The sequence below is a fragment of the Pseudomonadota bacterium genome (assembly GCA_039193195.1).
GTDB lineage: Bacteria > Pseudomonadota > Gammaproteobacteria > Steroidobacterales > JBCBZW01 > JBCBZW01.
The window spans coordinates 97,562-111,844 of sequence record JBCCWS010000013.1 but is presented as its reverse complement, the minus strand read 5'-3'; the positions used below and the strand labels follow the sequence as shown (position 1 = coordinate 111,844).

The window sequence follows — 14,283 nt, the reverse complement described above, 5'->3', positions numbered from 1 at the left end:
GACGACCCTACTGCGCGACGAAGCTGGTGAAGTACGCCTCTTCCACGGTCATGCCGCTGACGTACGGTTCGAGAACGGCCTGCACTTCCTCGAGCACCTTCATTCGCAGCATCTCCTTGGCATCGCGGGTGTTCACGTCATCGCCGGCATGGGCGGAGAACATCAGCAGCAGGTTGTTGCGGATTGCTGCCTTGTGCGTATCCAGCGCGTCGATCACCTTCTGATCGCGTGCCATTAGCTCGATCGAGACTTGCAGGAAGTCGGCGTCGGCGCCCTCGAGGTTGGCGATCAGCGGTGGGTTCAGGGCGTGGTAGATCGGTGGGCCTTCTGCCTCCTGCGCTGGGGCGCTGTCGCCCATGGGAAGATCTATCTTCGGCGGGAAGACGATCGTGGTCACGATGTTGCTGACCGTGACGAGGGCGAAGATGCCCACCCCGGCAATCAGCATGTCCATCATCTTGTTAGGGGGCTTCGGGGTGTCTTCAGCAGCTTCTTCGTTTGCCATGGGTCCTGCCAAGGTATGAGTGAATGCTCAGCTGCTGACACAGCAACATCCGTGCCACGCGCGTAATGCGTGGCTTTTGGCAGGATTGTGGCGCGCTTCGCAGTGGGCGGTGGCGGCGCGCTGGCGCATCGGTGTGACGCAGTTCACGCGGTGCCGGAAACCTGGCGCCCGGGAGTGGGTTGAAGCGTACGTCTAGGGGGCGGGCGAGTTGAGACGTAGGCGGATAGGGCCGCGAAAGCGACTAGGGTCGACGGCACGCCCGCCCTGCAGGATTTCGATCTCGCCGCGATGGGCGAGGCGTCGGGCTGCCTGTCGTACGGGCTCCATCTGCGCGCGCCAGGCGTCTTCGGGGTAGCGCTGGCGGGCGACCTCACTCGGGCAACAGCTGGCGCCGGCGCGGCGGGAGCTTAGGAGCTCGAGGATGGCGCGCTCCAGAGCCTCTCTTTCACCGGCCTTGCCCTGTGACCGACACGCGGCCGAGCAGTAACGGACCTGCTCCCAGGTCTTCGCCCACTTGCGACGCCAGGAGAAAGGCCGTCCGCACGTGGCGCAGATCTTATCCTGTGGTGTTGCGGCCACGGCAAGTTCGCATTCAGGTAGCTGGCGATACTGGGTGCGCCACCAACATGTAGTTGATGACCAGCGACTCGGTCAGGCTGAACTTGCGCGTGAGTGGGTTCACGCGTACCCCCTTGCGCTCGGTAATCGCGTGGCCGTTCTCCGTGAGCATGCGCTGGAGTTCGTGAGGGGTTGGGAACTTGCGCCAATCGTGGGTGCCGCGAGGCAGCCATCGCAAGACGTATTCCGCGCCGACGATGGCGCTGAGAAAGGAGATGGGGTTGCGGTTGATCGTTGAGACAAACATCAATCCGTCGGCCCTGACCAGCGAGCAGCAGTGCGCCATGAAAGTGGGCAGGTCCACCACGTGCTCCACCACCTCCATGTTTAGCACCACGTCGTAGGGCGCCGCCGCGCGGGCCGTGAGCGCTTCGACGGAGCCGTGTTCGTAGCGGAGATTCGCGTCGAGTTCGGCTGGCCGGTGGCGCTCGGCGATTTGCACGTTGCGCTCCACCACATCCACCCCGTGGACCTCGGCGCCAAGACGCGCCATCGCTTCGCTCAGTAGCCCCCCGCCGCAGCCGATGTCGAGCATGCGCACGCCGGCGAGGGGCGCGGCTGAGTCGGTCGGCGAGCTGTCTCCCCGGTGCGCCGACACCACGTCGCGGATGTAGTTCGTGCGCACGGTATTCAACTTATGCAAAGGCCAAAACGGGCCAGTCGGGTCCCACCAGGTATCGGCCAGTTGCTCGAATTTGGCCATCTCTTGAGGGTCGGCGCTCGCTGCCATCGCTCGGATCTCCCGTCGTCGGTGCCGGCCCAAGGTGGCCGCGTTGGGGCCGGTCTGGCAGACAAAAAGAAGGCGCCGCGGCGTGTTCACCGGGGCGCCCTAATATTGTTACCGCCATAAAAAGCTATAACGCTAAGGAGTCACGACTACGACACGAGGCCGTTAGTCGAGTGGTAAGATACCTCGACAATAGCTAGACATCAACCCAATAATTTTGTCGCCGCATGCGACAAAACCTGAACATGCCTAACGAGGGCCCATCTCCTAGGATGTCCACTAGACGCTCCCCACGCCGAGGGAAACCGCCGCCGCTGACGCGATGAGCAGGGTGGAGACGAGTGCCGTGAGGCGTAACCGAAGGCTCAGGTAGTGGGTCGGTAAGCGGGTGCTGATTCGCTCGAATGTGTGCCAGATGATGAAGCTCAGCCCGAGAAACGCGAGGCTTGCGGTGGCGCCGGTTTGGGCGTGCAGCATCAGGGCAGCCCAGCCCACAAGGGAGGGGATCACGCTCGCGACGAGCCCTCGCGGTGCGGATGGATCTCGGCCCAGGGAGTACCCCCAGTGGACCGCACCCACAAAGCTGAAGATGACCGCTCCATAGGCGACCAGTGCCAGTCTGGCGAGGCCTTGCTGGGGGCCGAGGAAACTAGCGGCTGCGCAGGCGAAGAAGGGAATCAGCCCGGCGTAGCCAAGTACGGCAGTGCGCGTGCGCAGGGCCTTGTCGAGCGGTGCCGTCGAAGGGGGCGTGGCGTCGCCCTGCGCGGCTTTCTCGGCCGGCTCAGCTGGGAGCGCGCTCGCAGGCACGGGAATGGTTGGCGGCTCGTCGCTTGCGTCAGGGGGGGAGGCTGGCGACGCCACGGCTAGCGATGACGGGGCGAATGAGGGCGATTGCGCCTCGCTGGCCTCTCCGCCTGCCTCTGCGGGAGCGCTGTCGCGCCGATCCGCGATGTAGCGAGCTAGCTCGGGCTCGCCGCCGACGATCTGACCGTCGACGTAGATCAACGGCAAGGTCGCGTGTCCGCTGGATTGCTTCAGCTCACGGTAGCGCTTGCGTTCCTCCTGACTCGCCATCCCCATTACCTCCACCTCGAACGGCAGTTCAGCCCGTCGAAGGCGGGCCTCAACGGTTCGAATGTCGGTGATTGCGGAGCGGTAGATCACCACCTTGGGCAAGGTGGTGAGGGAATCCTCTTCAGTCATAAAACATGTTGCAAAACAGCGAAAACGCAGGACATCCAGTGCCCTTGAAGCCTACGAGGCTATGTCGATAATGTCCACGATCAAAGTTAGACGTTTGCGAGAAATTCATGAGTGACGGCTCCCCTCCTTCGCCCCCACACCAAGAGCATGACAATGCGGAGGACGGGCAAGTCGGCGCAGCGGCGAACGCCGGTGAAGAACGTCGCGGTTACGGCATCGGTACGGTTTCTCGTTTGACCGGAATCTCCACCCATACGCTGCGCGTGTGGGAGCGTCGTTACGGCGCCGTGGATGCAGAGCGCTCCGACAGCGGGCGTCGCCTGTATTCGCGGCCCGATATCGAACGCCTGACCGTCATGAAACACCTCGTGGACCGGGGTGAGCCAATCGGACACGTTGCGCGCCTGAGCCACACGGAGCTGCAAGAACGCCTAGCCGCCTACGAGCAGCACGTGGCCAAGCGCGAGCAGCTTTCGAGCGCACCCACGCGCACCGCCCTGATGGGCGAGACGTTCCGCCTAATGGGCCTATCGGATCTTATCGGTCTCAACGTGGTCAGCCGGGAGGCAGATCTCGGCGCGTTTCGGGCGGATGTGAAGCGCCTGCGTCCGGAAGCGCTGGTGATCGAACAGCCGACGATCGACCAGGACACGCGGGTCATGCTCAGCGACCTGCGTCGCCTGTCGGGCGCCACGCGGGTCGTGCTCGTGTACAACTTCGCGCGCACCACAGATCTTCAAGCGCTCACCGACGAGTGGACGGTGCTGATGAGGGCGCCGGTCACCGGGGCGGATCTTGCTCGAGCCTTGCGTGATGCTGGGGGTACGCCGTCGCCGAGTCCTGCCGCGCCGCCCGCTCCAGCATCCGCGCACTATCCGGGCGACACGTCCAACGAGATCCCGGCTCGCCTGTATACGCGGGAGCAGCTGTCGCGCATGGCTACCCAATCCACGACAGTGGAGTGCGAGTGTCCGAAGCACCTGGTGGATTTGGTGGTTAGTCTGACGGCCTTCGAGTCTTACAGCGCGAGCTGTGAGAGTCGCAACCCGGCCGATGCCGCTTTGCATGCCTACCTGCATGAGACGACGGCACGTTCACGGGAGTTGATCGAGCAGGCCCTCCAGCGTGTGGTGATCGCCGAGGGGATCGATGTGGACGGCAGTGGCTCGTAGGACCTGGGAGAGGGGGCGCCCCTAGGCGTTAGGGCGCAGTCTAGTAAGGCGTGGAGAACGTGGCGTAGATCGCCAATACGCTAGCGCCGATCAGCCAGAGTGTGCTCAGTATTTTGCCGCCCTGCATGGTGCTCTCCTTCTCTTGGTAGGGGTGTTAGGGGCGCACGCGGCGCCGACATCCCTACTAGCGGCGCCACCGCGCCGTCTCCCTCACGAAACTTCACATTTTGCCTCAGGCGTAGAGATCCAGCTGCCCCCGATTCGCGCGGTCAGTCAGCGAGCCGTCCAGGGTCAAGTCCACCGAGCGGGCGACCGTGCTGTCCTCGCCCTGCGCGCTGCGCAGGGACGGCCGTGGTGAGGTGCCTCGATCGTGGCTCTGAGCGCTCTGCTCGCCACCCGCGCTGTGTTGGCCAACGTTTGCGTCTGCCAGCTGCAGACCGCTTTGCGCCATCATCTCACGCAGGCGAGGCAGCGCCTGTTCAACCGCCTCGCGGGTAGCGGCGTGCTGGGCACCAAAGCTAGCGCTTACCTCTTCCCCGCGTATGTTGAGCGTGATCTCTAGCGGTCCGAGTTCGGCTGGATTCAAGCGCAGCTCAGCGCGTCCGATGCGTGCGTCGGTCAACCACTGAAGGCGTCCCCCCAGCTCTTCCCGCCAGGCTTGGCTTCCAAGCGGTTGCGATAGCTCGAAGCTCGTCGGATTGCTGGATGCGGCGGCGCTGGCCTCCAAAGTGAACACCGCGTTGGGCGCGGTCGCTGCCGGGACAGCGTTGGTCGTCGTGACGGAGGTGGCGGCGTTGGCGAAGTTCGCTTGGGAGTGCAGCGCTTGGTTGCTTGGGCTCTCCGCTCCCAACCCCGTGGCAGCCGCAGCGCCGAGGACGGATCGCTCCCCGAGCATCGGTCTTAAGCCATCGAGAATCGTAGGCGTACCCTCGCCGTTGCGCGAAACCATCAACCCTCGCTGGTTCGCGCGCACACCAAAGCCCCGCGCGCGCCGTGCGCTGTCAAAGGCGTCGCTGCGCGTGGCAGTGGTGGTGGTATCGCCCCGGAGGATGCTGACCCCACGAAGGGCGGCGTTGCTCGTGCCAGGTGGGGCGGCAGCGCCTGTCGTCTGCGCGGTGCCTGCCGTGGGCGGCGCCGGCCGCGCTCGACTCCCATCGCTCGGCGTTTCCTTCTCCGTCGCAGGTGCAACCTCAGGCGAAGCTGGCTGATTGAATGCCAAGGGGCTGCCGGGGCCAACGCTTGCCGCTGCCGACGGCAACGCTTGGCCGCCTTGCCCTGCCGGTTCGCCCAGCGATGACAGCCCATCCGGGCTCTCGGCCGCTGCTTGGTCGGCCTCGTACTCGGCGTCGATGTCCGTATGCTCGGAGGCAAGCTCCTCTCCTGAGCGATCGCCTTTGCCCTGTGTATCAGGACTTTCCTGCGCAACCAGGTCACGGAATGAAGTGCCCTCGGTGGCGTTTGCGACGGCCGACGCCGAGCCGTCGATGGTCTCTGGCCCAGAGAGTTGTGCAGGCGCGGCGGTGAGTGGAGCTAGGATCGATGGGGTCACGTGTCGGTTCCGTTTGCAGCAGGTCCCTACAGTTAAGCAAACGCCGTGCCAACCTCAGGTCGACGATTTGCGAGCGGCGGCCACGCACGCGAGTTCGTCTAACAGTTCCTGCTCGTGGGCTTCGTGGCGCCTGTGCGCGAGGCTCTGCGCGCGCTCCAACACCAGCTGCAGGCTATCGGCCCTCGTCGTTGCCGCTTGCAGCGACTGGCGAAGTTCGGTGGCGGCCGCTCGTGTTTCGGCGAGCTCTATGCGCTGCTGCTCGATGGCCTGGTCCAAGCGCTCTAAGAAGTGCTCGAAGTCCCGTAGGGCGGCCATCGAGCGGGCGCCGACCTGTGCCCGCACGTGGCCTTGGTCGTAGGTATCGCGGAAGGTGCGCAGCTGAGCGAGCATCTGGGTACGCGAGTGCACCTGCCGCTGGGCTTGCGCCAGGGCCATTTCGGCCTGCATTCGCTGATGCTCGGCGAGATCGGCGACCGGCTCCAGCCGTTGCTTGGCGCGTGCCACGGGGACTTGCGGTCAACTGCGTATCAGGCGCTGGTAGCGGCGCTGACCGCACGCAGGGCTGGGGCGCCACCGCCACCGCCGCCGCCCGCCTCCGCAGAGGTGGCGCGGGCGGGTGCGGGTGCGGCCTCGAGGGCGCCCATCAGGGCCACCAAGTCGGCCTTTGCGCTCCCGAAGTCGACCGGTTCGCTCAGCTCTTGGGCGAGGAAGCGGCGCATCTGCGGCCACGCGGCAATCGCCTTGTCGAGCTCGGGGTCCGTGCCGGGCGCGTAGGCCCCGACGCGGATCAGATCCTCGTTGCGCCGGTAGATCGCGTAGAGCTCGCGGAAGCGCCGAACCAGACGCAGCTGCTCAGCATCGCCGATATCGCTCATGCAACGACTGATCGAGGATTCGATGTCTATCGCGGGGTATAGACCCGAATCGGCAAGCTCGCGACTGAGCACGATGTGGCCATCGAGGATTGCCCGCGCACTGTCGACGATTGGGTCGTTGTGATCGTCACCTTCAGCCAGCACCGTATAGATGGCGGTTAGCGAGCCGTTTGGATGCCTGCCGTTTCCGCTGCGTTCTACGAGCTGAGGTAAGCGGGCGAAGACCGACGGGGGATAGCCCTTGGTGGCGGGCGGCTCGCCCACGGCCAGGGCGATCTCACGCTGAGCCTGAGCGAAACGGGTGAGCGAGTCCATCAGCAATAACACGCGTTTGCCCTGATCACGAAAGTGCTCGGCGATGGCAGTCGCAAGCCACGCGCCGTGCATGCGCATAAGGGGCGAGTGGTCCGCCGGGGTGGCGACCACCACGGCGCGGGCGAGTGCCTGTTCCCCGAGGATGTCCTCGACGAACTCGCGCACTTCACGCCCTCGTTCGCCGATCAGACCGACGACGATGACATCTGCGGAGGTAAAGCGGGTCATCATGCCGAGCAGTCGGCTCTTGCCGACGCCGCTGCCTGCGAACAGCCCGATGCGTTGGCCGCGCCCGATCGTCAGGAGGGCGTTGATCGAACGCACCCCCACGCACAAGGGCTCGCGGATAGGCTGGCGCTCGAGGGGGTTGATGGGTTCACTGTGCGCGGCGCGCGTTTCGGCGGCGTTGATAGGCCCCAGATCGTCCAGGGGGCGGCCAGCGCCGTCGAGGACACGGCCAAGGAGCTGCTCGCCTACGGAGATACGGTAGGCCTCAGGCAAGGGAATTACGCGAGCGCCGGGGCCGATGCCGTGCATGTGGCCGGTGGGCATGAGGTAGAGGCTGTCACGGGCGAAGCCCACCACCTCCGCCTCGATCTGCGCTCCGCTCGGCGCCACGATACTGCATCGCCCACCCACTTGCGCTTGGCAGCCGGCGGCCTCCAACGTGAGGCCCACCATGCGGTAGAGCACGCCCTCAACAACCGGTGCGGGAGTGCACTCCACTCTTTTTCGGGCCTCGCGCAGGCGGCGCATGAGCGCCGTCGACATGCTAGGGGGCTTAGGTAAGGTGTTAGGTGGGAGCTTCTTCACGTGGCGTTGGTGGTGCCGTCGGCGCGTTCCTTGCGAGCGGCCTCCGCGCTGCGTTGCTCGCCGAAGACTCGGCTCACGAGCGCGCCGATTCTCGAGTCTAGGGTGGCGTCGATCAGCGAGTCGTCGCCTTTCACTCGGCAGCCGCCACGGGCGATCAGTGGATCCTCCACAATGCTCCAGAGCTTGGTTCCCTGCTGGCGATCCTGCAGGCGATCGCGCACGAGCGCAGCATCTTCAGGGTGCAGCTCTACGCGGACCTCGCGGTGCGCCACGGGCAGTTGTCCCAAGGCGTCGCGTACGGTGCCGACAATCTCGTCTGGCGAGGTTTTCAGTTCTCGGCGGATGATCTGCCGCGCCATCGCCACGACCAGAGCCAGTATCTCCTTTTCCACCGAGGCGGTGACCTCCGCCAGCGGCTGTCCCAAGGCGTCGAGGAACGCCTCCAAGCGCAGCGCCTCGCGGCGGTGGGCCGCCAGTAGGTCCTTGCGCACTTCACGGGAGCCTTCGGCACGACCCTCTTCCAAGCCCTGGGCGAAAGCCTCTTCGTGGGCTTGCTTCTGCAGGGCCTCGAGCTCGCGGGCCGTGGGCAGGTGGGCGATGGCCGAGGCGGTGACCGCTTCGCTGACTGGCGGGGCCTGCCAGGGGACGGCCTCGTTGCTCTGCTCGGGGCTGAGTTTCTTGGCAGCCTTGCTAGACAAAGTCATCGCCTCCTGAGCCGATTAGGATCTGCCCTTCGTCGGCGAGGCGTTTGGCGACGTCGAGGATAGCCTTCTGCGCCTCCTCTACGTCGGTCAGGCGCACCGGACCCTGGGTCGAGAGGTCATCGCGGAGCATGTCTCCGGCGCGCTGGGACATGTTCTCGAAGATCAGGTCCTGGATCTCCTGGTCCGCACCCTTGAGGGCGATGATCAGCTGTTCGTTGGTGATCTCGCGCAGCAGCGTCTGCATTCCACGGCCCTGTATACGCAGGAGCGTCTCGAAGGAGAACATCTGCTCCTCGACCTCCGTGGCCATGCTATCGTCCGCCTCGCGCAGGTACTCGATGATCTCCGTGCTGATGTCCGTGCCCAGCACGTTTAGGATGTTGGCGGCGACCTTGACGCCTGCCACGCTCGCTTTCAGGTCGTGCTTCTGCTCGCTGCTGCGCGCGTTGACGATGGTCTCTAGCTCGTTGAGCACAGACTCACCCACCTCTTCGAGTGTGGCGATGCGAAGGATGACTTCCTTGCGAAGCTCCGTGGGCATATGGGCCATGATATCCGTGGCCTGACCCTGGTCGAGGTGGGCGAGGACGATCGCCATGATCTGAGGATGCTCCTCCAGGATCATCTCGCGGATCTCGCGCGTGTCCATCCAACGCAGGGCGTCAAGGCCCCGACTTTGGCCTTCGTCGAGTACGCGGTTAACCAGGCCGCGGGCGTTCGACTCGCCCACCGCCTGGGTGATCAGGCGAGTGATGTACTCGCGCGTACTTGGGGCGATGCGCGCCTGGCGGTCGACTTCGTCCGAGAAGGCCTCGACGACGGTACCCAAGTTGTCACGCGAGACCTGCTCCATGCGCGCCATGGCGGAGGCGATTTTCTCCACCGCCGGAGGCGCCATCTTGCGAAGGATCGCAGCCGCGTCGCTCTCTTCGAGGGACATCAGCAGGATTGCGGCTCTTTCGCTACCGTCGAGTTCCATGCGCTGGACTTATCCGTCAACCCACGCCTCGACGATCTTCGCCGTGCGGTCCGGATGCTTGGAGGCAAATTCTCGCGCTTCAGTGATCTGCGCCTGGTGATCGATGCGCGCTTGGGGCGCCGGGTCGTCCGCATCAGCGCCTTCAGCAGCGATCGCTGCTTGCCCGTAGGCACCGCCGGCAGCCACCGCCACCCGCGGCGGCGCGGTCATGAGCTTGCTGATCATCGGGCGAATCGTGGTGAAGAACAGGGCCACCACGAACAGCGCGCCGAGAGCTTGTCGGGCGAGGTCGATGACCAGCGGCGACTGCCACCATGGTGTGGGTACGGGTTCCTCGTAGGTCATGGGCTTGAAGGGCAGCTCCTGAATCGTCAGGGCATCACCGCGGGCCTCGTCAAAGGTGACGGCGTTGCGAATCAGGGACTCGATCTTGGCGATCTCCTCGGGGCTGAACCTGGCCGCATCGGCGGGCGCCGCAGCGTCGCCGTCCTGCGCCGTGTCGCTCGCGGTGTTCTCGCTCTCGGGCGCCGGGCGTGGGGCGAGCTGGTTGAGCATCACCGAGATGGTGAGACGCTTTAGCGTGCCCATCGGCTGCTTGATTACCTCGAAGACCTCACCAGGTTCGCGATTGGTGGTGACGCTACGGGAGGCGACGCCGCGCCCTGCGTTGGCTGCGGCCAGGTCCGCGCCGACGTCCGCATCGCCGTCGTCCTCCACTTCGCTATTGGTGGGGATAGGCGAGTTGGTGAGTCCTCCCGGGATGCCTGTCGGTTGAGGTTGTCCGTTGGGGGACTCGGTGAACTGCTCGCGCGTGCCCACCACGACCGCTTCCGTCGGGCGACGCTCCGTACGATCGATGCGCGTGAAGTCGATCTCCGAGGACACGGTCACCGTGTAGTGCTCAGGCCCCAGCGTGCGGCTGAGGATCTCACGGATATGGTCTTCCTTCTCGCTCTCGAGAGCGCGCTGGAATCGCATCTGCTTGTTGCTCATGTCCATCGCCGCCTCGCCGTTGACCTGATCGGAGATCATGCGACCGTTCGCCACCACGGTGACGTTCTCAGGCATCAGCAGGGGCACGGCGTTGGCCACGAGGTACACGATGGAGCGGGCGAGCTCACGGTCGGCTTGGCGATCCGGCGATAGGCCTACGTTGACCGCCGCCGTCGTGTCGACCCGGGGGCGCACGAACACGCTGGCGTCCGGGGTGGAGATATGTACCACGGCGTTGTTGACGCCGCGAAGGTTGTTGAGTGTGCGCGCGAGCTCCACCTCGCGATGGCAGTTGAGTGCCTGGTCCTCGACGTTGATCGAGGGACCCATGGACCCGCTGCCGGGAATCGCCTCGCAGTCGCGATGGCCCGCGGTCAGCACAGATCCTTCGATCAACATGTTCTTGGCGCGGGCGTAGTCGTCGACCGGTACCGTAAGGCGGTCGCCCTCATCGGCGACGTCGATACCGGCGGTCTTCAGCATTTGCTGAGCTTCGCTCATGTTCTGCATCGGCGGCAGCGCCGTGTGCATGGGGCGCTGCATCCAGAGCACGGCGGTCACGCCGAGGGCAACGCTGGCCGCTACCGCCAGCAGCATGATCGCCTGGCGCAGACCGGGAACACTGTCGATCCCTTGGAGCAGCTGAGGCAATTGGTTGTCGTCGGCTTTGCTCGCCATGGTGTCCTAACTGGTAAGGCCGCTGCGGGTTAGGCGCCCGCGCGGCAGCGTAAAGGGGGATGGCGCCTAGGGAGAGTCATGGGCGCCGACTAGAGCGGCATGTTCATGATCTCTTGGTACGCATCCACGAGCTTGTTACGCACCTCGGTCATGGCCTTGAAGGAGATATCTGCCTTTTGCAAGGCGACCATCACCTCGCCGAGTTCCATCTGTGGGTCGCCCGTTTCGAAGCGCTCCACCATGGTGCCGGCTCCCATCTGGGTCGCATTGACAGCGTCGATGGACGCCTTGAGCATGGCGCCAAAGTCGACCGCGCCGGCGGCGCCCACGCCTTCGTCACTTAGGCCTTGCGTCTGCGGCGTCACGGCGGCGCTAGCGCGCGAGGTCAGCGCCTGCATCTGTGACATGAGTTCGTTGATTCGAGTATCCATCGGGACCTTAGACTCTCGGTTGGTTAACGTCTGATCGCACTCGCGAGCACGGTGGCCTGCTTATCTAGCAAGCTACGTGCCACCGCGACCGCTAATATCGACCCCTTGCTCTCGCATCTTCTGCAGTTTGTGACGCAGTGTGCGAACTGCGACGCCCAACTGCTCCGCGGCCTCCTTGCGCGTGCGTGTGGTGGCGATGGCTTGCAAGATCTTTTGCTGCTCGACGACCTCCATGTCCGCCTTTAGCTCGCCAGCGCGCGCGATCGGCGCACTCGGTGTCAAGGCGCCGTCATTGACGCCCTCGAAGTTCATATCCTGCGCCGTGATTTCGTCACCGTTGCAGAGAATCAGGGTGCGATTGGCGAGGTTGTCGAGTTCGCGTACGTTGCCGGGCCAGTCGTATTGGCTGAGGAATTGCTCGGCACAGGCGGAGAGGCGCGGGGTCGCACGCCCTTCGGCGTGGCGCAGGAGCATGTGTCGGAACAACGGCAGGATGTCTTCCCGTCGCTCGCGTAGGGGACTTAGAGGAATCGGCATCACCGAAAGCCGGTAGTAGAGATCTTCGCGAAAGCGACCGGCCGAGACTTCACTGCGCAGCTCTCGGTTCGTGGTGGCGATAATGCGCACGTCGAGGCGCAACATGCGCCGACCGCCAACCCGCTCTACTTCGCTCTCCTGCAGCACGCGAAGCAGCTTAGGCTGCAGGCTGAGGGGCATCTCTGAGATCTCATCCAGCAGCAGCGTGCCGCCCTGGGCTTGTTCGAACTTCCCGGGCGTGGCCTGCGTGGCGCCTGTGAACGCCCCCTTCTCGTGGCCGAACAGCATCGCCTCGAGCATCGACTCTGGGATGGCGGCGCAGTTGATCGCCACGAAGGGTTTCTCTGCACGCGGCGACTGTGCATGAATGTACCGCGCGATGACCTCCTTACCCGTGCCGCTCTCGCCAGACAGGAGAACGGTGGCGTTGCTGACCGCCACCCGCTTGGCGATGGCCCGTGTCCTCAGGCTGTTCGGGGCGCGGGCGATCGGCGCATCGTCATCCTCAAGTACCGGCACCGCGGTCGGCTGCGGGCCGCGTAGGCGATCGATACGCTGCAGTAGGGTGTCCACGTCGAAGCCCTTGCGCAGGTAGTCCGACGCGCCGTCACGCATGGCTTCCACTGCGCGCTCGATCGAGCCGTAGGCGGTCATCAGAATCACCGGCAGCTGGGGATTGGCGCGGCGGATGCGGCGCAGCAGTTCATGGCCATCCATGTTAGGTAGCTGCACGTCGGTCAGTACCGCATCGACCGGTGCATCGCCGATGGCGGCAAGGGCTTGCCGCCCGTCGGCAACCCCCCGCACGGTGATGCCCGTGTCCAGGAGCGTTGTCTCCAGCGCCTCGCGCATGGCCGCATCGTCCTCCACCACCAACAGATGGAGATGGCGCTGACGGGCCGCTTCTGCGGCCGCGGGTGGCAGGGCGCATGAGTCAGCCAGCATCAGGCATCTCCTCCGCTGTGGATTGGGCGGCGAGCAAGCGCGCGACGGCCTCAGCGCGGGCGTGCGGCACCTCGACCACTAGCCGTGCGCCAGCGCCGGGCGGGGAGTCCTCTACGAAGGCCCGACCGCCGTGGCCTTCGGCGACGCTGCGCACCACCGCCAAACCGAGGCCCGTGCCGTTGTTCCGGGTGGTGAAGAAGGGCTCGAAGACCCGTTGGCGCAAGGCTGGATCGATGCCAGGTCCCTGATCGGTCACGGTGAATCGTACCTGACCTGCCCGTTCGTCGATGCTCGCATCGAGGGTAACGGCCGCCAGTTCGTCCATTGCTAACGCGTTCTCTAGGAGATTACTGAGTGCGCCGCAGAGGGCGCGACGATTACCTAGCACATAGGCACTCTCAATGGGCGTGTTCACCCGCACACGCGCCGCGCGTTCGGCTGGCAAGCTCGCCAGGGCCCCGCTGGTGAGCGCGTCGACCGCCAGCGGGGTGCTGCCGCCTTGGTTGCCGCGGGCGAAGCAGAGCATGTCCTCGATCATGTTCTCGAGATGCTTCAAGCGAGTGATCACCCGTTGGGTGAAAACGGCCGCGTTGCCCTGCATCGGGGTTCGCCGCAGCTGCGAGGCGTACAGGATGGCCGTAGCAAGGGGAGTGCGTGCCTGATGCGCGAGACGGGCCATCATCTCCCCCATCGCCGACAGACGTTCCTGCCGTTCCACGAGGGCCTGCAGTTCGCGGGTCTCTGTGACGTCGGTAAGCAGCATGATCATGCCGCCCTCACCGCTCAGGGGGCGCACGGAGACGCTCAGTCGACGGCCATCGGCCAAGGCCAGCTCGCCCCCGCCGTCTTCGCTAGTCGCCGCGAGCGTGGCCAGGATGTCGTCCCAACGCTGGCCAGCGATGTCAGCGCCAAACAGCTCGCGGGCGCCGTCGTTGTGCTCCTGCACTTGATTGGTCGCATCCAGCACGAGCACGGCACCGGGCAGCGCAGCGAGCAAGCCGCTGAGGCGATTGGCGAGCCTTTCGGTCTTTGCCAGCTGCGCGAGGCGATCGCTGCGGGCTTTGGTCAGCTGCTCGCCGAGTACCCCCACGCGCTGCTGTAGCTGGCCGTAGGAGCGCTCCAGTCGAGCGGAGGTTTCCGTGAAGGCGACGAAGGCAGCGGCCAGTTCAGGCGGCGTGCGGCGGCTCTCGACCAGGCTGGTGTTGCCGTCGATAGGGGAAGGATTGGCGCTCATGGTGC

At 65.1% G+C, this 14,283-nt stretch carries 14 protein-coding genes; 1 reads left to right on the top strand and 13 read right to left on the bottom strand.

All coding sequences use genetic code 11. From position 1 onward, the window contains the following. Positions 1-7: 7 nt before the first annotated feature. The 4 genes from AAGA68_13000 to AAGA68_12985 form a co-directional block, all read right to left on the bottom strand. Positions 8-505 carry a flagellar basal body-associated FliL family protein gene (locus tag AAGA68_13000; protein ID MEM9385975.1) on the bottom strand — a complete coding sequence of 166 codons (498 nt, stop codon included), beginning with the start codon at positions 503-505 and terminating at the stop codon, positions 8-10. Positions 506-697: 192 nt separating this feature from the next. Then, entirely contained in the window at positions 698-1,084 is a 387-nt protein-coding gene (locus AAGA68_12995) for a DUF2256 and DUF3253 domain-containing protein (protein MEM9385974.1), read from the bottom strand. A 13-nt stretch (positions 1,085-1,097) separates the two neighbouring features. After that, a complete protein-coding gene (ubiG, locus tag AAGA68_12990) occupies positions 1,098-1,853 on the bottom strand; it encodes a bifunctional 2-polyprenyl-6-hydroxyphenol methylase/3-demethylubiquinol 3-O-methyltransferase UbiG (GenBank protein ID MEM9385973.1) in 756 nt (251 codons plus the stop codon). A gap of 276 nt (positions 1,854-2,129) precedes the next feature. Next, positions 2,130-3,053: a DUF3429 family protein gene (locus tag AAGA68_12985; protein MEM9385972.1), complete on the bottom strand. Its 924-nt coding sequence runs from the start codon at positions 3,051-3,053 to the stop codon at positions 2,130-2,132. Between the two features lie 107 nt (positions 3,054-3,160). Between AAGA68_12985 and AAGA68_12980 the strand changes: the two genes are divergently transcribed. Further along, positions 3,161-4,225, top strand: a complete 1,065-nt coding sequence (locus AAGA68_12980) for a MerR family transcriptional regulator (protein ID MEM9385971.1) — start codon at positions 3,161-3,163, stop codon at positions 4,223-4,225. A gap of 232 nt (positions 4,226-4,457) precedes the next feature. On the opposite strand, the gene AAGA68_12975 is transcribed toward AAGA68_12980, so the two are convergent. The 9 genes from AAGA68_12975 to AAGA68_12935 all read right to left on the bottom strand — a co-directional run bounded on the left by AAGA68_12975 (position 4,458) and on the right by AAGA68_12935 (position 14,278). Further along, a complete protein-coding gene (locus tag AAGA68_12975; GenBank protein ID MEM9385970.1) occupies positions 4,458-5,774 on the bottom strand; it encodes a flagellar hook-length control protein FliK in 1,317 nt (438 codons plus the stop codon). A gap of 54 nt (positions 5,775-5,828) precedes the next feature. Next, positions 5,829-6,278, bottom strand: coding sequence for a flagellar export protein FliJ (gene fliJ / locus AAGA68_12970; GenBank protein ID MEM9385969.1), 450 nt, complete (start codon positions 6,276-6,278; stop codon positions 5,829-5,831). 23 nt (positions 6,279-6,301) lie between these two features. After that, entirely contained in the window at positions 6,302-7,720 is a 1,419-nt protein-coding gene (gene fliI, locus AAGA68_12965; protein MEM9385968.1) for a flagellar protein export ATPase FliI, read from the bottom strand. Positions 7,721-7,773: 53 nt separating this feature from the next. Further along, on the bottom strand, positions 7,774-8,481 hold the full coding sequence (locus AAGA68_12960; GenBank protein ID MEM9385967.1) for a flagellar assembly protein FliH: 708 nt from the start codon (positions 8,479-8,481) through the stop codon (positions 7,774-7,776). Beyond that, positions 8,468-9,460 (bottom strand): flagellar motor switch protein FliG, encoded by a 993-nt coding sequence (fliG, locus tag AAGA68_12955; protein MEM9385966.1) that lies wholly within the window; start codon positions 9,458-9,460, stop codon positions 8,468-8,470. Before fliG ends, AAGA68_12960 begins: the two co-directional genes overlap by 14 nt. A 9-nt stretch (positions 9,461-9,469) precedes the next feature. Continuing rightward, complete coding sequence (gene fliF, locus AAGA68_12950; GenBank protein MEM9385965.1) at positions 9,470-11,131, bottom strand: flagellar basal-body MS-ring/collar protein FliF; 1,662 nt, start codon at positions 11,129-11,131, stop codon at positions 9,470-9,472. Between the two features lie 89 nt (positions 11,132-11,220). After that, positions 11,221-11,562: a flagellar hook-basal body complex protein FliE gene (gene fliE / locus AAGA68_12945; GenBank protein ID MEM9385964.1), complete on the bottom strand. Its 342-nt coding sequence runs from the start codon at positions 11,560-11,562 to the stop codon at positions 11,221-11,223. 72 nt (positions 11,563-11,634) lie between these two features. Next, on the bottom strand, positions 11,635-13,044 hold the full coding sequence (locus AAGA68_12940) for a sigma-54 dependent transcriptional regulator (GenBank protein MEM9385963.1): 1,410 nt from the start codon (positions 13,042-13,044) through the stop codon (positions 11,635-11,637). After that, positions 13,034-14,278 (bottom strand): ATP-binding protein, encoded by a 1,245-nt coding sequence (locus tag AAGA68_12935; protein ID MEM9385962.1) that lies wholly within the window; start codon positions 14,276-14,278, stop codon positions 13,034-13,036. Before AAGA68_12935 ends, AAGA68_12940 begins: the two co-directional genes overlap by 11 nt. Positions 14,279-14,283 lie beyond the last annotated feature (5 nt).